Source organism: Hydrogenophaga sp. (genome assembly GCF_965657535.1).
Taxonomy (GTDB): Bacteria; Pseudomonadota; Gammaproteobacteria; order Burkholderiales; family Burkholderiaceae_C; genus Hydrogenophaga.
In genome coordinates this window covers 455040-471764 of the sequence record NZ_CBFHOP010000003.1, presented here as the reverse complement: position 1 = coordinate 471764, position 16725 = coordinate 455040, and the positions used below count along the sequence as shown (strand labels likewise).

General features: G+C 63.6%; 18 protein-coding genes. 6 read left to right on the top strand and 12 right to left on the bottom strand.

Translation table 11 applies throughout. The features are described 5' to 3' along the window. Nucleotides 1-39: 39 nt before the first annotated feature. Nucleotides 40-996 (bottom strand): TAXI family TRAP transporter solute-binding subunit, encoded by a 957-nt coding sequence (locus ACTG4K_RS07515; protein ID WP_439113559.1) that lies wholly within the window; start codon nt 994-996, stop codon nt 40-42. Nucleotides 997-1167: 171 nt separating this feature from the next. Between ACTG4K_RS07515 and xerD the strand changes: the two genes are divergently transcribed. Beyond that, nucleotides 1168-2118, top strand: a complete 951-nt coding sequence (gene xerD / locus ACTG4K_RS07510) for a site-specific tyrosine recombinase XerD (protein ID WP_439113558.1) — start codon at nt 1168-1170, stop codon at nt 2116-2118. A gap of 192 nt (nt 2119-2310) precedes the next feature. Here the strand turns inward: xerD and ACTG4K_RS07505 are convergent, their stop codons facing one another. Next, complete coding sequence (locus ACTG4K_RS07505) at nt 2311-3186, bottom strand: PA4780 family RIO1-like protein kinase (protein ID WP_439113557.1); 876 nt, start codon at nt 3184-3186, stop codon at nt 2311-2313. A gap of 16 nt (nt 3187-3202) precedes the next feature. Then, nucleotides 3203-3454, bottom strand: coding sequence for a hypothetical protein (locus tag ACTG4K_RS07500; RefSeq protein ID WP_439113556.1), 252 nt, complete (start codon nt 3452-3454; stop codon nt 3203-3205). A gap of 233 nt (nt 3455-3687) precedes the next feature. Here ACTG4K_RS07500 and ACTG4K_RS07495 point away from each other — a divergent pair, with 233 nt between their 5' ends. Further along, nucleotides 3688-3927 (top strand): heavy-metal-associated domain-containing protein, encoded by a 240-nt coding sequence (locus ACTG4K_RS07495; protein ID WP_439113555.1) that lies wholly within the window; start codon nt 3688-3690, stop codon nt 3925-3927. A gap of 13 nt (nt 3928-3940) precedes the next feature. Here the strand turns inward: ACTG4K_RS07495 and dbpA are convergent, their stop codons facing one another. After that, a complete protein-coding gene (gene dbpA / locus ACTG4K_RS07490) occupies nt 3941-5362 on the bottom strand; it encodes an ATP-dependent RNA helicase DbpA (RefSeq protein ID WP_439113554.1) in 1422 nt (473 codons plus the stop codon). 282 nt (nt 5363-5644) lie between these two features. On the opposite strand from dbpA, the gene ACTG4K_RS07485 reads away from it, so the two are divergent. After that, nucleotides 5645-6076, top strand: a complete 432-nt coding sequence (locus ACTG4K_RS07485; protein WP_439113553.1) for a CBS domain-containing protein — start codon at nt 5645-5647, stop codon at nt 6074-6076. Between the two features lie 34 nt (nt 6077-6110). On the opposite strand, the gene ACTG4K_RS07480 is transcribed toward ACTG4K_RS07485, so the two are convergent. Further along, nucleotides 6111-6962, bottom strand: a complete 852-nt coding sequence (locus tag ACTG4K_RS07480; protein WP_439113552.1) for a ferritin-like domain-containing protein — start codon at nt 6960-6962, stop codon at nt 6111-6113. 103 nt (nt 6963-7065) lie between these two features. On the opposite strand from ACTG4K_RS07480, the gene ACTG4K_RS07475 reads away from it, so the two are divergent. Then, nucleotides 7066-7590 (top strand): gamma carbonic anhydrase family protein, encoded by a 525-nt coding sequence (locus tag ACTG4K_RS07475; protein ID WP_439113551.1) that lies wholly within the window; start codon nt 7066-7068, stop codon nt 7588-7590. A gap of 140 nt (nt 7591-7730) precedes the next feature. Continuing rightward, nucleotides 7731-8711 carry an Hsp33 family molecular chaperone HslO gene (locus ACTG4K_RS07470; protein ID WP_439113550.1) on the top strand — a complete coding sequence of 327 codons (981 nt, stop codon included), beginning with the start codon at nt 7731-7733 and terminating at the stop codon, nt 8709-8711. 184 nt (nt 8712-8895) lie between these two features. Here ACTG4K_RS07470 and ACTG4K_RS07465 read toward each other — a convergent pair whose 3' ends face one another. Genes ACTG4K_RS07465 through ACTG4K_RS07435 form a run of 7 tightly spaced genes read right to left on the bottom strand, consistent with a single transcriptional unit; the run spans nt 8896 to nt 15258 of the window. Further along, nucleotides 8896-10170, bottom strand: a complete 1275-nt coding sequence (locus tag ACTG4K_RS07465) for an AGE family epimerase/isomerase (protein WP_439113597.1) — start codon at nt 10168-10170, stop codon at nt 8896-8898. Next, nucleotides 10107-10784: an AAA family ATPase gene (locus tag ACTG4K_RS07460; protein WP_439113549.1), complete on the bottom strand. Its 678-nt coding sequence runs from the start codon at nt 10782-10784 to the stop codon at nt 10107-10109. The genes ACTG4K_RS07465 and ACTG4K_RS07460 overlap by 64 nt, the downstream gene beginning before the upstream one ends. Nucleotides 10785-10789: 5 nt before the next feature. Further along, a complete protein-coding gene (locus ACTG4K_RS07455; RefSeq protein WP_439113548.1) occupies nt 10790-11074 on the bottom strand; it encodes a septum formation initiator family protein in 285 nt (94 codons plus the stop codon). A 29-nt stretch (nt 11075-11103) separates the two neighbouring features. Then, nucleotides 11104-12390, bottom strand: a complete 1287-nt coding sequence (gene eno, locus ACTG4K_RS07450) for a phosphopyruvate hydratase (RefSeq protein ID WP_439113547.1) — start codon at nt 12388-12390, stop codon at nt 11104-11106. Between the two features lie 53 nt (nt 12391-12443). Continuing rightward, entirely contained in the window at nt 12444-12731 is a 288-nt protein-coding gene (locus ACTG4K_RS07445; RefSeq protein ID WP_439113546.1) for a DUF1330 domain-containing protein, read from the bottom strand. Beyond that, nucleotides 12728-13582, bottom strand: coding sequence for a 3-deoxy-8-phosphooctulonate synthase (gene kdsA / locus ACTG4K_RS07440; RefSeq protein ID WP_439113545.1), 855 nt, complete (start codon nt 13580-13582; stop codon nt 12728-12730). The genes ACTG4K_RS07445 and kdsA overlap by 4 nt, the downstream gene beginning before the upstream one ends. Before the next feature lie 14 nt (nt 13583-13596). After that, the gene (locus ACTG4K_RS07435; RefSeq protein WP_439113544.1) at nt 13597-15258 is read right to left on the bottom strand and encodes a CTP synthase; all 1662 of its coding nucleotides are present in this window, start codon (nt 15256-15258) and stop codon (nt 13597-13599) included. Between the two features lie 121 nt (nt 15259-15379). On the opposite strand from ACTG4K_RS07435, the gene coaBC reads away from it, so the two are divergent. Then, nucleotides 15380-16621: a bifunctional phosphopantothenoylcysteine decarboxylase/phosphopantothenate--cysteine ligase CoaBC gene (gene coaBC, locus ACTG4K_RS07430; protein ID WP_439113543.1), complete on the top strand. Its 1242-nt coding sequence runs from the start codon at nt 15380-15382 to the stop codon at nt 16619-16621. The last annotated feature ends 104 nt before the right edge of the window (nt 16622-16725 follow it).

The window sequence follows — 16725 nt, the reverse complement described above, 5'->3', positions numbered from 1 at the left end:
AGGCGGGTGCCGGTGTGGTGCCCGTCTTTCGGGGCCCGATTACTTGATCAGCCCCACCTCTTTGTAGTAACGCTCGGCACCGGGGTGCAGTGGCACGGGCATGCCCTTGATGGCGTTTTCGCGCTTGATCACCTTGGCGGCGTTGTGCGCGGCGTACAGGGTGTCGATGTTGTCGTACATCGCCTTGGCCATGCGGTAAGCCACATCGTCGGACACACCGCTGTGCGTCACCAGGAAGTTGGGGATCGCTGCGGTCGCCACGGCTTCGGTTTGGCCGGTGTAGGTGTTGGCCGGAATCACGGATGCCTGGTAGGCCGCGTCGCCGACCTTGGCCACCACGTCAGCGGGCACCGGAATCACCACAATCTTCACGGCCGTGGCCAGGTCGCGGATGGACGCCACACCCAGACCGGCCGACTGCAAGGTCGCGTCCAGTTGGCGGTTCTTCATCAGTTCCACCGACTCACCAAACGGCAGGTATTCCACCTTGGCCATGTCGCTGTAGGCCAGGCCGGCGGCTTTAAAAATGGCGCGGGCGTTCAGCTCTGTGCCCGACTTGGCCGCGCCCACCGAAATGCGCTTGCCTTTCAGGTCGGCCAGGGTCTTGATGCCGGAATCGGCGTTGGCCACGATCTGAATGTAGTTGTTGTAGGTGCCCGAGAGGCCGCGCAGCTTGTCGAGCTTCTTGGGGAAGCCCGCTTCGGCCTCGCCCTTCCAGGCGTCCGACACCGAGTCGGCCAGCGCCAAGGCCAGCTCACCACGGCCGGCTTGCAGCAGGTTCAGGTTTTCGGCCGAAGCTTTGGTGACCTGCGCGGTGGAGCGCACATTGGGGATGTCTTTGGCGAAAATCTGCGACAACGCGACACCCATGGGGTAATACACGCCGCTCTGGCCACCGGTGAGCACGTTGACGAACTGTTGTTGGGCATTGGCCGCGCCGGTGACGAGGGCCGCGCCCAAGCTCAAACCCAGACCGATTTTGTGAATCAAACGCATGCTGTGTGTCTCCTGTCGTTGGATGAAATCAAATGGGCAGAATACAGCAACTTCAAGGCGTGCCGATGGGGGAAACGCGTACCGGCAAGGGCGGGTTTTCCCGGGTTTTCCGCCTTTTTGGGTGCCCTTTTTTCAACGTTCACACTTCTGGCTTAACCGAATTTCGCAACCATGGCCAAGACCCACGCACCACCGCCAGCCGTCGCTGTGTCGCCCCAAGAGCTGGCCAGCCGCGAGGCGGCCGATGCCTTTGCCGACGCGCTCTGGCTGGAGGAGGGCCTTTCGCGCAACACGCTCGACGCCTACCGCCGCGACCTGGTGCTGCTGGGTCAGTGGCTGTCCGAGCAAGGCAAGACCTTGCTGGACGTGCGCGAACACGACCTGAACCGGTACTTTGCCGACAAGCACAGCCAGACGCGCGCGACCACCGCCAACCGGCGGCTCACGGTGTTCAAGCGCTACTTTCGCTGGGCGCTGCGCCAACGGTTCATCACCACCGACCCCACCCTGCGCCTGGTGGCCGCGCGCCAGCCGCTGCGCGTGCCCAAAACCATGACCGAGGCACAAGTGGAAGCCCTGCTGAACGCGCCCGACACCAGCACGCCGCTGGGTCTGCGCGACCGCGCCATGCTGGAGCTCATGTACGCCAGTGGCCTGCGTGTCAGCGAGCTGGTCACCCTCAAGACCTGGCACGTGGGCCTGAACGAACACGTGCTGCGCATCACCGGCAAGGGGAACAAAGAGCGTCTGGTGCCGTTTGGCCAGATCGCTGGCCAGTGGTTGCAGCGCTATGTGGGGCAGGGCCGGGTCGACATCTTGGCGGGCCTGCAGAGCGAAGACCTGTTTGTCACTGCTCGAGGCTCGCGTGCCGGTGATGCCATGACGCGGGCCATGTTCTGGCAACTGGTCAAAAAATATGCGCAGCTCGCGGGCATCACCAGCCCGCTGTCGCCGCACACGCTGCGCCACGCCTTTGCCACCCATTTGCTGAACCACGGCGCCGACCTGCGCGCAGTGCAAATGCTGCTGGGCCATGCTGACATTTCCACCACCACCATTTACACCCACGTGGCCCGCGAGCGCTTGAAAACCATCGTGGCGCAGCACCACCCCCGCGGCTGAAGTCACACCCCCGCAGCGCTGCTTGCTGCCTACAAGGGGGCTGTACTGGCCGTTTGGCAGAGCCGGTCCCGGCAGAGCACCGGGCTATACCGCCCCACACTTTTGGTTGGTGCTCCTGCCCCATGAACAACCGATGCGGTTTGGCGGTATGCGGTGCTGGAGGGTGAGCATGTAAGCGCGAGCCAGCGCAGCTCACTGCGCCATGCGCAGCCTGCGCGCGGCGTCTTCGTCGCGCGCATCGTCAATTTCGCGCATTACGCTGGCCAGGTCCACATCGGTGTGGCGGGGCGTGTAGCGGCCGGTGAGCACGGTGTCGTTGCTCAGCAACCCGCTTTGGTACAGGCTCCATATTTCGGGGCCGTATTGGGTGCCGCGCAGCTCGGGTGCAAACTGGCCGAAGAAGTCGCGCAGGTTGGCCACGTCGCGCAGCAGCATGCGCGGAGCGTGGTTGTTGCCAGCGGCGTCCACCGCTTGCGGCAGGTCAATGATCACGGGGAAGTCCAGACCGGCGCTGCCACCGTCACTGGGGCCGCCATGCGCTAGCAAGATGTTGAATTCAGACAAGTCGCCGTGCACCACCCCCGCGCACAACATGCGCACCACCTCGGCCACCAGCGTCGCGTGGTGCTGGCGCGCCTGTTCGGGCGTGAAGCGCACATCGTTCAGGCGCGGCGCGGCGTCGCCGTGGGCGTCGGTCACCAGCTCCATCAGCAGCACACCGTCAAAAAAGTTGTAGGGCGTGGGCACGCGCACACCAGCGGCCGCCAGGCGGTAGAGCGCGTCCACCTCGGCGCTTTGCCAGGCGGCTTCTTGGGCTTCGCGGCCAAACTTCGTGCCTTTGGCCATGGCCCGCGCCTGACGCGAGTTTTTGACTTTGCGGTTTTCGGTGTAGTCCACCGCCTGCCGAAAGCTGCGGTTGTTGGCTTCTTTGTAAATCTTGGCGCAGCGGGTTTCTTCGCCGCAGCGCACCACGAACACCATGGCCTCTTTGCCGCTCATGAGCTGGCGCACCACCGAGTCGATCAGGCCTTCTTCAACCAGCGCTTGCAGCCGGGGCGGAGCTTTCATGCGGGGCTTTGCCGGTTCAATCGACCACCACCGACCAGCCCGCGCGCTGGTTGGTTTTGTCGTTGGTGTAGTGCCAATGCGTGCCGCAGCGGTCGCAAAAATAGCCGGTGATGGTTACCTGCACCGTGCCGCGCAGTTCCTTGCGGTGGTTGCCTTGCTGCAGCTCGGCATGGCCGGGCGCACCGCGCCAGTTGCGCTGAATGCCCTGGCAAGGCTCGCACAGCGGCGATGGTTCGGATGGGGTGGCGGCCTGGGTTTCTGTTGTCATGGCGGGGGCTTGGGAGGGACTGTGCGCGCACGCGGGCGCGCTGTTTTTGAATAGAGAGATTGTGCGCCCTGCGCCAGGGTGGCTGGCCAGCCGGCAGCAGCTTGGCTGCCAGCCGTTCAAGTCCATGCCTTTGCCCGGGTCATGCACTGGCTTGAGATTGCTGGAAAAATGGCACCGAGTCAGTACGGCGTTGGGATAGACCCAGCGTGCCCTGCACCCACCTTAGGAACCTCATGCCCGAAACCCGGTTTGAAATTGCCCAGATGCACACGCAAGACGACGCTGACGCCGTCATGTTTGAACTGCAAGACCTGCCCTGTGTGAACATGGCCGACGTGGACCTGGCCAAACGCCAGGCCTGGGTGAGCCACACCAGCATGATTGCGGCTGAGGACATTGCCGCCAAACTGGAAGAAGCCGGCTTCAGTGCCGTGTTGATTGAAGGCCAAGACGCAGATTGGCTGAACAGCTGAAAGCCGGGCGGCTTCAGTCTTCCAGCACCCGCACCTTCACGCTCTTGCCTTTGATGCGGCCGTCGTTCAGGCGGCTGGCCACTTGCTGGGCAATGGCGCGGTCCACCGCCACGTAGGTGGACCACTCGTTCACATTGATCTTGCCCACCTGCTCGCGGGTGTAACCCAGGTCGGCGGTGAGCGCGCCCAACACGTCGCCAGGGCGAATTTTTTCTTTGCGCCCACCCTGAATGTGCAGCGTGGCCATGGGCGGCACCAGCGGGCCTTTGCCGGTGCGCGTCAGCTCGCTCAGCTCGTGCCATTCCGATTCACGGCCCTGCAGCAGCTCAATTTTGCCCACCGAGCCCATCTCGTTCATGCTCGCCAGGTTCAGCGCCAGGCCGCTTTCGCCCGCGCGGCCGGTGCGCCCAATGCGGTGAATGTGCACCTCGGCGTCGGGCGTCACGTCCACGTTGATCACCGCTGCCAGGCTGGCAATGTCCAGGCCCCGCGCGGCCACATCGGTGGCCACCAGCACCGAACAGCTCTTGTTCGCAAAGCGCACCAGCACCTGGTCGCGCTCTCGCTGCTCCAGTTCGCCAAACAGCGCCAACGCGCTGAAGCCCTGCGCCTGCAGCACCGCCACCAGGTCGCGGCACTGCGCCTTGGTGTTGCAAAACGCCAGCGTGCTCGCTGGGCGAAAGTGCAGCAACAGCTTGCTTACTGCGTCCAGCCGCTCGTTTTCGCTCACCTGGTACCAGCGCTGCTCAATCTGGCCGCCAGCGTGCTGCGCCTCCACCGTCACCGTCACCGGCTCGCGCATGAACTGCGCGCTCAGCTTGGCAATGCCTTCTGGGTAGGTGGCTGAAAACAGCAGGGTCTGTCGCGTCTTGGGGCACTGCCGCGCCACTTTCACAATGTCGTCAAAAAAGCCCATATCCAGCATGCGGTCGGCCTCGTCCAGCACCAGCGTGTTCAGCGCCTCCAGCTGAAGGCTGCCGCGCTCCAGGTGGTCCATCAGCCGCCCGGGTGTGCCCACCACGATGTGCGCGCCGTGCTCCAGGGTGGCTGTTTGCCCGCGCAGCGGCACACCACCACACAGCGTCACCACCTTGATGTTGTCTTCAGCCCGCGCCAGCCGGCGTATTTCGGTCGTCACCTGATCGGCCAGCTCGCGCGTAGGGCACAGCACCAGCGTTTGCACCGCAAAGCGGCGCGGGTTCAGGTTGGAAAGCAGCGTGAGGGCAAAAGCGGCCGTTTTGCCGCTGCCGGTTTTGGCCTGCGCAATGATGTCTTTGCCCAGCAAAGCGGCCGGCAGGCTGGCCGCCTGGATGGGCGTCATGCTGAGGTAGCCCAGCTGCTGAAGGTTGGCCAGCATAGCCGGGCTGAGCGGCAACTGGCTGAAAGAGGGTGCGGCTAGTGCCGAAGCGGTAGGGTTCAGGGAAGCGGTGGTCATGCGGGATTATCCCGGTTACTGCTGGGAGGGTCTGGTGAGGCTGTTTGGGAGGTTGGGCGGTGGACGGTGGGCTCCAGGCAGTAGCGGGTGTGCGGCTGTAAGCTGGGTTGTTCGGTTCAACTAAGGAATGCAATCGAGTTTTTAAAAATTGATGCAAATACAAGCGGCTTGTCGGGTGTGGATACTTTCCCTGAAATTGGCCAAAATGGCGGCCGTGCTGTGTCGGGGCGTCAGCCTTCTCTGTAAGCTAGCCGGGACGCCACTTTTTCCAAGGAGAGCCCCATGAAGCCCGTTGCTCAATTGCTCAAAGCCAATGACCAGAGCAAGTTTTTGCGCGTCGCACCCGACGTGAGTGTGTTTGGTGCGCTGGAACTGTTGTCCAACTTGGGCGTGGGTGCCTTGATGGTGATGGATGGCGACCGGCTGACCGGAATTTTTTCGGAGCGCGACTACTGCCGCAAGGTGGCCTTGAAAGGCCGCAACTCCAAAGAAACCACCGTGGCCGACATCATGACGTCCGAGGTGTTCACCGTACCTTCGAACACCGGCACGCACGCGTGCATGGCGCTGATGAACGAAAAACGTTTCCGCCACCTGCCCGTGGTGGATGGCGACAAGGTGTTGGGTCTGATTTCCATGCGCGACATCATGGCCGACGTGATTGCCGATCACGAGTTCACCATCAACCAGCTTGAAACCTACGTGAGCGGTTGACGGAGCGGGGTATCCCTCTGCCAATCCAGGCGCTTCACGCCCTTTCCGGGTTCTCCAGCGCGTCCAGCTCTTGCTGCGTAAACCCAGCCGCGAGCCGGGCCGCGTCGTTGAACGGCGGTTTCAACCGGGGGGCGTTGTGTTGCCGGGCCAGTGCGCGGTAGTGCGCCAGCGGCTCCAGGCCTTGCTGCGTGCACAGCCAGCCGTACCAGCGGTTGCCCACGGCCACATGGCCAATTTCGTCGCGCAAGATCACGTCCAGAATCTCGATGGCGCGCAGGGCTGCTGGGGTGTTGACCTTGCGCAGCCGGGCCTGGATGAGCGGCGTGGCGTCCAGCCCGCGCGCCTCTAAGGTGCGGGGTACCAAGGCCATGCGGGCGGTGATGTCGTCTTGCGTTTTGACGCACATTTCCCACAAACCGTCGTGGGCAGGGAAGTCGCCGTAGGCGTGACCCAGGCTCTGCAGGTGGGTATGCAGCACGCCAAAGTGGGTGGCTTCTTCGTCGGCCACGCGCAGCCAGTCGCTGTAAAACTCGGTGGGCATGCCGGGGAAGCGCCACACCGCGTCCAGCGCGAGGTTGATGGCGTTGAATTCGATGTGGCACACCGCGTGCACCAGCGCGGCCAGGCCTTCGGGGGTGAAGGGCGAGCGGTGCGGCACCTGCATGGGCGCCAGCAGCACGGGCTTGAGCGGCCGGCCGGGCAGGGGGCTGGCCGGGTCGGGCTGCAGCGGGGTAGCCGTGCCAAAGGCGGCCGCGTGGTTGTGTGGCTGGCCCTGCATGGCGCCAAACAGTGCGTGGGTGGCGGCCACCTTGGCGGCAGGGTCGGTGATGCACAGCACTTGCAGGGCTTGCTGGCGCCACGAAACGTTGGGCCAGGGCGCTGACATGGACTGTGGCTGTGTTGCGGGGGCTTGCATCCCTACAATTCTAGGTTTTGCGCCGGCAAGTCCTGCCCGACGCACCCCCACAGCTTCACAGGAGACTCGCACCATGGCAATTTACGAACTCGACGGCTTGGCGCCCCGCATGGCCGAATCGGCCTGGGTGGCTGACAACGCGCAGGTGATGGGCGATGTGGTGCTGGGTGAAGACAGCAGCGTGTGGTTTGGCACCACGGTGCGCGGCGACACCGAAACCATCACCATTGGCCGGGGCAGCAACGTGCAAGACGGCAGCGTGTTGCATGCCGACGTGGGCATGCCGCTGACCATTGGCGACTTTGTAACGGTTGGCCACCAGGTGATGCTGCACGGCTGCACGGTGGGCGACGGCTCGCTCATTGGCATTGGTGCCATCGTGCTCAATGGCGCCAGGATTGGCAAAAACTGCCTGGTGGGTGCGGGCTCTCTGGTGACCGAGGGCAAAGAATTCCCCGATGGCTCCATGATCATGGGCAGCCCGGCGCGCGTGGTCAAAAGCCTGACACCTGAGCAAATGGAAGGCCTGCGCCAGAGCGCCCAGCACTACATTGAAAACGCCCAGCGCTACCGCAAGGGCTTGAATAAGCTGGCTTGACCCCGATCTGCCAGCGCTGAATTGCTCTGGACTCACGCAAAGTCGCGATGACGTTGTTGCTTCGCCTTGCCTTGCGTTTGCACGGTCTGCGGCTCCTGACCCTGACGGCTTTGCGTAAGCCCTGTTTCTGAAAGAACCTTTTGTCCGAACTCCACAAATTCATGTTTGAAGGCCTGCCGGTGCGCGGCATGCTCGTGCGCCTGACCGACGCCTGGCAAGACATCTTGCAACGCCGCCGCGAGGGCGGTGGCTACCCTGCTGCCGTGACCGAGCTGCTGGGCGAAATGGCCGCTGCGGCCACGCTGATGCAGGCCAACATCAAGTTCAACGGCGCGCTGGTGATGCAGATCATGGGCGATGGCCCGGTGAAGCTGGCCGTGGCCGAAGTGCAGCCCGACCTGAGCCTGCGCGCCACCGCCACCGTGGTGGGCGAGGTGGCCATCAATGCGCCGCTGTCGCACATGGTCAACGTGAACAACCAGGGCCGCTGCGCGATCACGCTCGACCCGAAAGACCGCCTGCCGGGCCAGCAGCCTTACCAGGGCGTGGTGCCGCTGTTTGGCGACCGCCACGAAAAGCTGGAAAAGCTCAGCGAGGTGATTGAGCACTACATGCTGCAGAGCGAGCAGCTGGACACCTGTCTGGTGCTGGCCGCCAACGACCAGGTGGCCGCCGGCCTGCTGATTCAGCGCTTGCCCATGCAGGGCGAAGCCAACCTGGACGGCAGCGGCGTGGTGCGTTCGGACGAAGACCAGATTGGCCGCAACGAAGACTACAACCGCATCGCTATTCTGGCGTCCAGCCTGAAACGCGAGGAGCTGCTGGAACTGGACGCCGAAACCATTTTGCACCGCTTGTTTTGGGAAGAAGACGTACGCCACTTCGAGCCGTTGACCGGCGAACAGGGGCCGAAGTTTGCCTGTACCTGCTCGCAAGAGCGGGTAAGCAGCATGCTGCGCAGCCTGGGCCGCGAAGAGGTGGAATCGATCTTGGCCGAGCAGGGCCAGGTGGAGGTGGGCTGCGAGTTTTGTGGCGCGCAGTACCGGTTTGACCCGGTGGATGCGGCGCAGGTGTTTTTGCAGCCGCTCAAGCAGGCACCGGGGTCACCTGGGGTGCACTGACCAAGCAAGCGGGCTCCCATCCCAGCCTTCCCCCAGCGGGGGAAGGCGCTCGCCCACCGCAATGAAGCGCTCTCGCGTGGGGATTGCTGAACGCCCTACCCCGCTGGGGGCTGGATGGGGGCTCTGCGCACGTTACAACACGAGCGTTGCTGCGGCTTTGCCGTGCAGCTGATCTGGTCCCCCTTCAGCGGCGCAGCGGGCATCCCAGCAGCTCAAGAACGTCGTGGCAGGCACCCATGGTGTGGTAGTCCACCTTGCCGGCGGGGCTCTTTTCGTCGCTGATCTTGCTGTTGTCGGCCCGCAAAATGCGCCACCAGGCGCCGTGCGTGTGGTCTACAAAGTGCGCCCAGGCGTAGGCCCACAGGCGGTCGTAGTCGGCCCAGTAACGCGCTTCGCCCGTGGCAACCGCCAGGCGCGCAGCGGCGGCAAACGACTCGGCTTGTACCCAGAAGTATTTGTCGCTGTCGCACACACTGCCGTCGGGCGCAAAGCCGTAAAACAGGCCGCCGTGTTGTGCGTCCCAGGCTTTCTCCATGGCGGTGTCGAAGAACCGCTGGGCGCGTTCAACCAGGCCCACTTGCGGGCGGCGCTGGTTCAGCAACAGCAGCAGCTTGGCCCATTCGGTCAGGTGACCGGACTGAAAGCCCCAGGGCCGGAAGATGTTGGTCTTGTCATCGCGGTTGTAGTCCCAGTCCACCGACCAGTCGGCGCGGTAGTGTTCCCACACCAGGCCACCGGCCAATGCGGCTTGCCGCACGGTGATGTGTTCGGCCAGCAGCGCGGCGCGGTCCAGGTAGCGCGCTTCGCCTGTGGCATCAAACGCCGCCAGCAGGGCTTCGCAAAGGTGCATGTTGGCGTTTTGGCCGCGGTAGGGCTTTAGCTGCCAGTCGGCGGTGGCTTCGTCGGCGTACAGGCCGTGCGCGGGTTCCCAGAAGCGCTGTTCCAGCACATCGAATGTGCGGCCGATACCCGCGTGGGCGCCTGGCACGCCGGCCATGTGGGCGTGTGCGTGGGCCAGCAGCACAAAGGCCAGGCCGTAGGCGTGGTTGGTGCCGTCGAGTTCGGTTTTCTGGCCGTCGCGCCAGTCCAGCAGCCAGGCATAGCCACCCGTGGCCGGGTTGTGGTGGACTTGCACAAAGTCAAACGCTTGCTGCAAGGACAGGCGGTGGCCCTCGCTGGGGTCCAGCCGCTGCGCCATGGCACAGGTGATGACAAAGCGGGTGCTGCTCACCAGGTGGCGGGTGTGGCGGTCGTACACGCTCCCGTCATCCCGCAGGAAGTGAAACAGGCCGCCGGCCGGGTCGATGGCGCGGGGCAGGTAAAACGCCAAGGTATCCCGCACATGGGCGCGCAGAAAATCGGGTGAACGGAAGTCGGGCGTGGGGCTGGCCGGGATCATGCGGGTGTTTGAGTGGGATTTTGCCGTTGGATCAACTGGCTGAAGAGGCGGTGTTCGCAGGCGGGGTCGCTGCATTTTTCGCAGTTCCAGGCTACCCGGCCTTCGCTCAGGCTGGGGTCGGTGGGTGCCAGCGCCTCGCCCAGCAGCGGGCCAATGGCACGCAGCGCCTGCTGCAGCCGGGCGCCGCCCCGACCATAGACCGTCTGAAAGCCCATACCGGCCGCCTGCAGTTCGCGGCGCAGTACGGTGTCGGTGGCTTCGCGCACGGCGGGGCTGTCGCGAAACAGGCCGTCTGGTACCCAGGGCAGATCGAGGCCCATGAGCAGGCTCAGGCTGTAGCGCCGCTGCTGCGCCAGTGCGGACGGGTACAGGCTGCGGTCGTTGAAATACAGCTCGCTGTAGGCCGCCACCATGAGGGGGCTGGTGTCGGCAACCACGACGCGCACGCCAGCTGGCTGGCTGGCTTGATCGATCTGGCGGGCTTGTTCATGCGCCCGTGCTGCTTGCTCGTGCCTTTGGGGCGCTCGGCCCATGGTTTCGCACCAGCTGCGCAGGTGCTCGGGCACCCGCACGGTGGGTATGCCCAGGGTGTCGTTCAGATGGCGTTGCAGCGCCTGGGCCAGGGTGGACTTGCCGGTGGACTCGCCGCCCAGCAAGGTGATGGTCAGTGCCATGGGGCTCAGCGTTTGCCCTGGGCGATCTGAACGAAGATTTCGTTGGGCTTGACCATACCGAGTTCCTGGCGGGCCAGTTCTTCCACCATGTCCAGGCCTTCTTGCAGATCGCGCACCTCGGCCGCCAGGCTGTCGTTGCGCTGCTGGGCTTCGCGGTTGCTGTGGTCCCGCTCGGCCAGCTGCTGTTTCATGTTGGCCACCTGGGGCACGCTGCCACGCCCAAACCACAGCTGCGCGTGCAGCACGAGCAGCAGCCCGATCAGCAGGGGAGAGATCAAGCGCGAACCCATGGTGCGTCCAGCGTGTCAGGCGCCGGGGTTCACTTCAGGTTGTAAAACGCAGCGCGGCCGGGGTAGTACGCCACTTCGCCCAGGTCTTCTTCAATGCGCAGCAGCTGGTTGTACTTGGCCATGCGGTCTGAGCGTGAGATCGAGCCGGTCTTGATCTGGCCAGCGTTGGTGCCCACGGCGATGTCGGCAATGGTGCTGTCTTCGGTTTCGCCCGACCGGTGCGAAATGACGGCGGTGTAGCCCGCGCGTTTGGCCATTTCAATGGCGGCAAACGTTTCGGTCAGCGTACCGATCTGGTTGATCTTGATCAGGATCGAGTTGGCAATGCCTTTGTCGATGCCTTCTTTCAAGATCTTGGTGTTGGTGACGAACAGGTCGTCGCCCACGATCTGCACCTTTTGGCCCAGGCGGTCGGTCATCAGCTTCCAGCCGTCCCAGTCGCCTTCGGCCATGCCGTCTTCAATGGAAATGATGGGGTACTTGTCGACCCAGTTGGCCATCATGTCGGTCCACTGTTCGGCGTTCAGGCGGATGCCGCCTTCGCCTTCCAGCACGTACATGCCGTCCTTGTAGAACTCGGAGGCCGCGCAGTCCAGGCCGAGAGCAATCTGTTCGCCGGCGGTGTAGCCAGCTTTGTCGATGGCTTCCAGAATCATCTCGATTGCGGCTTCGTGGTTTTCGACGCTCGGTGCAAAGCCGCCTTCGTCGCCCACCGCGGTGCTGATGCCACGGTCGTGCAGAATTTTCTTGAGCGCGTGGAACACCTCGGCGCCCCAACGCAGGGCTTCGCGAAAGCTGGGTGCCCCCACGGGGATGATCATCAGCTCTTGCAAATCGAGGTTGTTGTTGGCGTGCTCGCCACCGTTGATGACGTTCATCATCGGCACGGGCATTTGCACCGCACCCATGCCGCCAAAGTAACGGTACAGCGGTAGACCCGCCTCTTCAGCGGCGGCGCGGGCCACGGCCATCGAAACCGCCAGCATGGCGTTGGCGCCCAGGCGGCCTTTGTTGTCGGTGCCGTCCAGGTCGATCAGGGTCTTGTCCAGAAAAGCCTGCTCGGAAGCGTCCAGGCCCAGCACAGCTTCAGAAATTTCGGTGTTGATGTGTTCAACCGCCTTAAGCACGCCCTTGCCGAGGTAACGGCTCTTGTCGCCGTCGCGCAGCTCAATGGCTTCGCGGCTGCCGGTGGAGGCGCCCGACGGCACGGCCGCACGGCCCATCACGCCGCTTTCCAGCAGCACGTCGCATTCGACGGTGGGGTTGCCTCGGCTGTCCAGGATTTCGCGGCCGACGATGTCAACGATTGCACTCATGTTGTCTACCTTTGGTCAATAAAACAAAAAATGGTCTGGCGGTGGGGTGCAGGTCAGATGCCCTCGACCGCCACCATGCGGATCGAGCCGGCACCTTCGCGCACCTTGCGCGCTTGCGTGTAAGTTTCAGAGTCGTAATAGGCGCGGGCCGAAGCCAGGTCTTTGAACTTCAGTACCACGATGCGCTGCGGGTTCCAGTCGCCTTCCAGCGACTCCATGCGGCCACCGCGCACCAGCACTTCGGCACCATGTTCCTGCATGGCGCGCGTGCTCCACTCGCGGTAGAGCTTCATCTGGTCTTCGTTGGTAACGGTCACGTCCGCAATGATGTACGCATTCATTCGAAGTTGTTCTCCAGCAGTGGATTCGTTTTGGTTACGGAATCCAGCGCCACCAGCGTTTGCAGCAGCGCCTTCATGTGTTTGAGTGGCACGGCGTTGGGGCCGTCCGACCAGGCTTCTGACGGGTTCGGATGCGTTTCCATGAACAGGCCGGCCACGCCAGCGGCCACGCCAGCGCGGGCCAGCACGGGCACCATGTCGCGGGCACCGCCGCTCACAGCGCCTAAGCCGCCTGGCTTTTGCACCGAGTGGGTCACGTCAAACACCACCGGCGCGCCCGACTTGCGCATTTCGGCCAGGCTGGTCATGTCGGCCACGAGGTTGTTGTAGCCAAAGCTCACACCGCGCTCGCAGGCGAGAAAGCGGTCTTCGGACAGGCCAACCTCGCGTGCGGCGGCGCGGGCTTTGTCGATCACGTTGGTCATGTCCCAAGGGGCCAGAAACTGGCCTTTTTTGATGTTCACCGGCTTGCCGGATTGGGCCACGGCGCGGATGAAATCGGTCTGGCGGCACAGAAAGGCGGGCGTTTGCAGCACGTCCACCACGCTGGCCACCTCGGCCACATGGGACGTGTCGTGCACGTCGGTCAGGATCGGCAGGCCCAGCTGGCGGCGCACTTCTTCCAGAATGTTCAGGCCAGCCTCCAGACCCACGCCTCGCTGGCTGGTGCCCGACGACCGGTTGGCCTTGTCGAACGAGCCTTTATAAATGAGCGGAATGCCGAGCGCGTTGCAGGCCTCCTTGAGTTGGCCCGCCACGTCAATGGACATTTGCAGCCCCTCAATGGAACAGGTGCCCGCAATCAGAAAGAAGGGCTGGTCCAGGCCAACGTCAAATCCGCAAAGTTTCATGGGGTGCGTCCTGGTCAGGCCTTGGCCGTTGCACGGGTTTGCTGGTGTTCCATAGCTGCCTTGATGAACGCGTTGAACAGCGGGTGGCCATTCCACGGTGTGGACTTGAATTCGGGGTGAAACTGCACGCCGATGTACCAGGGGTGAACGCTTTGGGGCAGTTCGACCATTTCGGTGAGCTGTTCGCGCTGGGTTTGCGCCGAGATCACCAGGCCGGCCTGGCGCAGCTGGTCGAGGTAGTTCACGTTGGCTTCAAAGCGGTGGCGGTGACGTTCGGTCACTTCGTTGCCGTAAATGCTGTGGGCCAGCGTGCCGGGCTGCACGTCAGACGTTTGCGCGCCCAGGCGCATGGTGCCGCCCAGGTCCGAGCTGGTGTCGCGCGTCTGGATGCTGCCATCGGCGTCTTTCCATTCGGTGATGAGTGCGATCACCGGGTGGGGCGTGGCCGGGTCGAATTCGGTGCTGTTGGCGTCTTTCAAACCGGCCACATGTCGGGCGTATTCGATGGTGGCCACCTGCATGCCCAGGCAAATGCCCAGGTAGGGCACCTTGTGCTCGCGGGCAAACCGGGCGGTGCTGATCTTGCCTTCGACCCCGCGTTGGCCGAAGCCGCCGGGAACCAGAATGGCGTCGTACTTGGACAGCTGCGCCGAGACATCGCCTTCAATGGTTTCAGAGTCGATGTGGTCGATCTTGACGCGCACATGGTTGCGCATACCGGCGTGGCGCAAGGCTTCGTTGACCGACTTGTAGCTGTCGGACAAATCCACGTATTTGCCCACCATGGCCACGGTCACTTCACCTTGCGGGTGCTCGGTCTCGTACACCAGCTCGTCCCAGCGCTTGAGGCTGGTGGGTGGCGTGTTCAGGCGCAGCTTGTCGCAGATCAGGCCGTCCAGGCCCTGTTCGTGCAGCATCCGCGGCACCTTGTAAATGGTGTCCACGTCCCACATGGAGATCACGCCCCACTCGGGCACGTTGGAGAACAGCGAAATCTTGGCGCGCTCTTCGTCCGGAATGGGCCGGTCGGCGCGGCACAGCAGGGCGTCGGCCTGGATACCGATTTCGCGCAGCTTTTGCGCCGTGTGCTGCGTGGGCTTGGTTTTCAGCTCGCCGGCGGCGGCGATCCAGGGCACATAGCTCAGGTGCACAAAGGCCGAGTTGTTGGGGCCCATGCGCAGGCTCATCTGGCGCACGGCTTCCAGGAACGGCAGCGACTCGATGTCGCCCACGGTGCCGCCAATTTCAACAATGGCCACGTCCACCGCGTCTGGGGTGCCGATGCCGGCGCCGCGCTTGATGAAGTCCTGGATTTCGTTGGTGACGTGCGGAATGACCTGCACGGTTTTGCCCAGGTAGTCGCCGCGGCGCTCTTTTTCCAGCACCGACTGGTAGATCTTGCCGGTGGTGAAGTTGTTGGTCTTTTTCATGCGCGTTTCAATGAAACGCTCATAGTGGCCCAGGTCCAGGTCGGTCTCGGCGCCGTCGTCGGTGACGAACACCTCGCCGTGCTGGAACGGCGACATCGTGCCCGGGTCCACGTTGATGTACGGGTCGAGTTTGATGAGGGTGACTTTGAGGCCGCGCGATTCAAGAATCGCGGCCAAGGATGCAGAAGCGATGCCCTTGCCCAGGGAGGACACCACACCGCCGGTGACGAACACAAATTTGGTCATGTCTCGGGCGAGCCGTTTGCTCGCAGGAGGTGGAAATGGCGATTATAAATGGCGCCCATTTTTGCGACGGTGGCCCGGCCCGGCCGCTGGGGACCGATAACCAAGCTGCTACATTGCGCGCATGAACGACCTCGCTGGAAAACACATCGTCCTGGGCCTCTCCGGGGGCATTGCCTGTTACAAAGCCGCTGAGTTGTGCCGTGCGCTGATCAAGCAGGGTGCCACCGTGCAGGTGGTGATGACCGAGGCAGCTGAGCATTTCATCACCGCAGTAACGCTGCAGGCGCTCTCGGGCCGGCCGGTGTTCACCTCGCAGTGGGACGCCCGCACGGCGGCCGGGGTGGACAACAACATGCCGCACATCAACCTGAGCCGTGAGGCCGACGCGATTCTGGTGGCCCCGGCGAGCGCCGACTTCATGGCCAAGCTGCTGCACGGCCGGGCCGACGACCTGCTGAGCCTGATGTGCCTGGCGCGCCCGCTGGACAAAGTGCCGCTGATTTTGGCGCCGGCCATGAACCGTGAAATGTGGGCGCACCCGGCCACACAGCGCAACGTGGCCCAGCTGCGCAGCGACGGCACCACGGTGCTGGATGTCGGCGTTGGCGATCAGGCCTGCGGGGAGACCGGCGACGGCCGCATGTTGGAGCCCGAAGAACTTCTGTACGAGCTGGTGCGCTTTTTCACGCCCAAGGTGCTGGTTGGCCAGCATGTGCTGGTGAGCGCGGGACCCACGTTTGAAGCCATTGACCCGGTGCGGGGGCTGACCAACCTGTCCAGCGGCAAGATGGGGTTTGCCATTGCGCGCGCGGCCCACGAGGCGGGGGCGCACGTGACCCTGGTGGCCGGGCCGGTGAGCCTGCCTACGCCACGCGGGGTGGGGCGTATCAACGTCAAGTCGGCGCTGAACATGCAAAAAACGCTCAACCTGCTGTGCCAGAACGCCACCATTTTTGTGTCGGCCGCCGCTGTGGCCGACTGGCGACCTGCCACCGAAGCCGACCAAAAGATCAAGAAAGATGGCTCGGGCGACGCGCCCACGCTCTCGTTTGTTGAAAACCCCGACATATTGGCCGGCATTGCCGCCAGCGGCCGCGCCCACAGCGGCGCGCTCTTTTGTGTGGGCTTTGCCGCCGAAAGCCACGACCTGCTGGCTCACGCGCAAGCCAAGCGGGCCCGCAAGGGCGTGCCCCTGCTGGTGGGCAATATTGGGCCCGACACCTTTGGGCAGGACGACAACGCCCTGCTGCTGGTGGACGAACACGGCGCCACCGAGCTGCCCCGGGCTTCCAAGTTGCAGCTGGCGCGGCAGTTGGTGGCTGAAATTGCGCGGCGCCTGCCCGTCAAAAACACGTCGGTCTGAATGGCTGGGCTTACCCTGTTTACCCGTAAGGGTCGGCTGACAGCGCAGGTGCTTGCCTAGAGTGGCTGGCGGTTCTATCATTGTTTAATAAGCATGTGCTTATT